Consider the following 3,628-nt stretch of genomic DNA (forward strand, 5'->3'; position numbering starts at 1 on the left):
TCGGCCTGAGCCATGACTGCCGTGCCGATGAGCGGCCCGAGCCGCTGCGCTGGCCGCTCATGCCGCCACCTCCGCTGCGCCGCGGCGGGCGGCTGCGCTGTGCGACGGAATGTTCATCGGTCCTCCAGAAGGGCGGTGATGTCGACGTCGACGCCGAGGCCCGGCGCGGTCGGCACTTCGAACGATCCGGGTCCGCCGGTCAGCGGCCGGGTGAGGATGCGGTTGGCGACGGGGAACGGGCCGGGCTGGAACTCGAAGACCGGCATGGCCTCGATCGCGGCGGCGACGTGGATCCCGGCGGCGAGGACGACGCCCAGGCCGACGGAGTGGTGCGGCGCGACCGGGACGTGGTGCGCCGACGCGATCTCGGCGATGGCGAGGGCCTCGGTGATCCCGGTCCGGCCGACGTCGGGCTGCGCCAGGTCCAGGGCCCGGTCCTGCAGCCACAGCTTGAACTCGAAGCGGTTGCGCAGCGTCTCGCCGACGGCGACGGGCGTGACGAGCGCGGCGGCGAGCTCGCGGTGCCCGTCGACGTCCTCCGGGGCGAGGGGTGCCTCCAGGAACCAGGCGCCGCGCGCGTCGAGGGCCTTACCCAGGCGCAGCGCGTCGGAAAGCGAGTAGGCCCAGTGCGCGTCGACGGCGACCCGCATCCCGGTCGCGGCGACCGCGTCGAATGTGGCGATGTCCTCCTCCACCCCACGGCCGAGGTGGAGCTTCACCGACGTTGCACCCTGTGCAATCCAGTTGCGCGCGAGGTCGGCCCGTTCGGCGTCGGTGGCGACGGGCAGCCCTGAGACGTAGGTGGGCACGGTGTCCCGGTACGCCCCGCCGAGCAGCGCGTGCACGGGCAGTCCCGCCGCCCTGCCCGCCAGGTCCCACAGCGCGATGTCCACCGCGGCCAGGGCGTCCGCCTGGTGGCCGACGAGGTGCCCGCGCTCCCGCATGAGGCCGGTCAGCCTGGTCCAGAGCGGCCGGACCCGGCGCGGATCCTGGTCCAGCAACGCGGGCGTCAGCAGCCGGTCGACGATCGCCTGCACGATCTCCGGCCCGACGGGTGCGAGCGCCTCGCCCCAGCCCTCCGTGCCGTCGTCGCAGGTGATCCTGACCAGCAGCGTCTCGTAACGGTCCGAGTACAGGCTGCGCCACGGCGGCCGAGTGTAATAGTCGGATTTTTCAGGATTGGAACGCGTCGCGGCGCCCAGGTAGACGTCCTCGCCGCGCAGCTTGAGCGGGAACGTCGCCACGTCAACGATCCTCACGGCGCACCCCCGCTGTGCGGTTGACCACTTGCAGCATGCGGGATATCTTGCCGTATCACGCAAGCAACTTCCAGAGAGGGACCCGATGGCTTCGGATGTCGGAAGCAACCAGAGCGTCGAGCGGGCGCTGACGGTGCTGCGGGTCTTCACGGCCGGCCGCTCCGAGCTGCGCGTCTCCGACGTCGCCAAGCTCGCAGACCTTGGACTCTCCACCGCCTCGCGCCTGCTCGCAACCCTGGAGGCGGCCGGCTTCGTCGACCGCGACCCGGTCAGCGGGCTCTATCGGCTCGGCCTGGACACGGTCAGCCTCGGCGGTGCGGTCCTCAACAGCCACCCCGTGCACCGCGAGGCGCGCCAGATCGCCCAGAACCTGGCGGCCGACCTCGGGCTCGGCGTCAACGTCGCCGTCCGCCGCGACGCCAGCCTCTTCTACCTGCTCAACTTCGAGGGGCGGCAGGCACCGCGGGCGTTCGTCCTCGCCGGCCAGCGCAACCCGCTGCACGCCACCGGCCTGGGCAAGTCGCTGCTGACCGGCCTGACCCCGATAGAGCGGCGCGGCCTGCTGCCCACCGCCGCCCTGGTCGCCTACACGCCCCGCACGATCACCACCCACGAGAAGCTCGACGCCGAGCTCGAGCGGACCGCCGCCCGGGGCTACGGCTCGGAGCTGGAGGAGCTCGCCCTCGGCCGAGCCTGCGTCGCGGCCCCGATCCGCGACGGCGCCGGCAGCGTCGTCGCCGCGCTGTCGGTGTCCGGGCCGCTCTCCGCAATCGACTTGCAGAATCGGGAGGTCGCCTTGTCGCGGATGGTCATCGAGGCCGCCGACTCGATCAGCATCGGCCTCGGCTATGTCGGCCCGGCGCACCACCCGGCCGCGGGTGCGGTGACGCTGTGAACAAGGGCGCACTGAAGGACGGGACGTTCGGCTTCCTGCTGACCCTGCCGGCGCTCGCGCTGCTCGGCGCGGTCGTGCTGTATCCGCTGATCGGGTCGCTGTCCACGAGCCTGTTCAACCAGAGCCTGGTGCTGCCGGGCAGGTCGTTCGCCGGCCTGGACAACTTCAGCGAGGTGCTCCGGCGCAACTTCTGGCCGGTCCTGGAGCACACCGTCGTGTTCACGGTCGGCTCGACCGTCGTGCCCGTCGTCATCGGCTTCGCCCTCGCCCTGGCGCTCAACACGAAGCTGCGCGGCCGGGCCGTGCTGCGAGGGCTGTTCCTGATGCCCTGGGTGATCCCCGGGGTTGTCGTGTCGTTCGTCTGGCTGTGGATCTTCAACGCCAACTACGGGCTGCTCAACGGCCTCCTCGTGCAGCTGCACCTGATCGACGAGCCGGTCGTGTGGCTCGGCAGTCCCGGCACCGCCATGGCCGCCATCATCGTGGCCAAGAGCTGGGCGAGCTTCCCCTGGATCATGGTCATGCTGCTCGCCGGGCTGCAGACGGTGCCGCACGCGCTGCACGAGGCGGCCGCGCTCGACGGGGCCGGCGCGGTCAACCGCTTCTGGCACGTGACGCTGCCGCACCTGCGCGGCATCCTCGGCATCGTCGTGCTGCTCGAAGTGATCTGGAACGTGCAGCACTTCGACATGATCTACGTGCTGACCGGCGGTGGGCCGGCGGGCTCCACGACCACGTTCGCCGTCGCCGTCTACGACACCGCGTTCAAGGCCTTCGACCTCGGCAAGGCCAGCGCCCTGGGCGCCCTGTGGCTGGTCCTCATCCTCGTCCTCGTCGTGGTCTACGTGCGGATCTCCGAGCGGGGTGAGCGCGCATGAGCGGCCAGCGCAGCGTCTCGGGCCGCTCATCGGCATGGCGGTCATGGCTCAGGCCGACGCCGGAGCGCAGCGGAGGTGGCGGTATGAGCGGCCAGCGCAGCGTCTCGGGCCGCTCATCGGCATGGCGGTCATGGCTCAGGCCGACGCCGGAGGTGGCGGCATGAGCGCACCGACCCTGGAGGAGAGCCCGGTGACAGAGGCCCCGCAACCAGCGCGGGAGACCGTAAGGAAGCGCCGCAGGACCCGCCTGTTCGGCCCCGCCACCACCGTCGCGCTCATCGGCATCTTCGCGTTCGGCCCGGTCTACTGGGTGCTCGTCACCGCCCTCACCCCGACGCACGACGTGTTCCGGTTCCCGCCGCACTTCATTCCCGACCGGATCACCTTCGAGCACTTCACCGCCATCTTCGACGACGCCAAGCTCCTTCGGTACCTCATGAACAGTCTCATCGTGTCGAGCCTGACCGCGGTGCTGACGGTGATCGTGGCGGCCTACACGGCCTACTCGTTCGCGAAGTTCCGCTACCGGGGCCGCCGGTCGCTGATGTACCTCGTCCTCGCGAGCCAGATGTTCCCGCAGGCGTTGCTGCTCATCA

General features: G+C 70.9%; 3 protein-coding genes and 1 pseudogene. 3 read left to right on the top strand and 1 reads right to left on the bottom strand.

From position 1 onward, the window contains the following. Positions 1 to 113: 113 nt before the first annotated feature. Complete coding sequence (locus tag ABZS58_RS30600) at positions 114 to 1,259, bottom strand: mandelate racemase/muconate lactonizing enzyme family protein (RefSeq protein WP_354786688.1); 1,146 nt, start codon at positions 1,257 to 1,259, stop codon at positions 114 to 116. Between the two features lie 85 nt (positions 1,260 to 1,344). Here ABZS58_RS30600 and ABZS58_RS30605 point away from each other — a divergent pair, with 85 nt between their 5' ends. The 3 genes and pseudogenes from ABZS58_RS30605 to ABZS58_RS30615 form a co-directional block, all read left to right on the top strand. Then, positions 1,345 to 2,154: an IclR family transcriptional regulator gene (locus ABZS58_RS30605; protein ID WP_354786689.1), complete on the top strand. Its 810-nt coding sequence runs from the start codon at positions 1,345 to 1,347 to the stop codon at positions 2,152 to 2,154. After that, positions 2,151 to 3,032: a sugar ABC transporter permease gene (locus ABZS58_RS30610; RefSeq protein ID WP_354786690.1), complete on the top strand. Its 882-nt coding sequence runs from the start codon at positions 2,151 to 2,153 to the stop codon at positions 3,030 to 3,032. Before ABZS58_RS30605 ends, ABZS58_RS30610 begins: the two co-directional genes overlap by 4 nt. A gap of 160 nt (positions 3,033 to 3,192) precedes the next feature. Beyond that, a pseudogene (locus ABZS58_RS30615) lies at positions 3,193 to 3,628 on the top strand (hypothetical protein); the annotation flags it as partial.

This window comes from Dactylosporangium sp. NPDC005555 (assembly GCF_040605635.1).
GTDB lineage: Bacteria > Actinomycetota > Actinomycetes > Mycobacteriales > Micromonosporaceae > Dactylosporangium.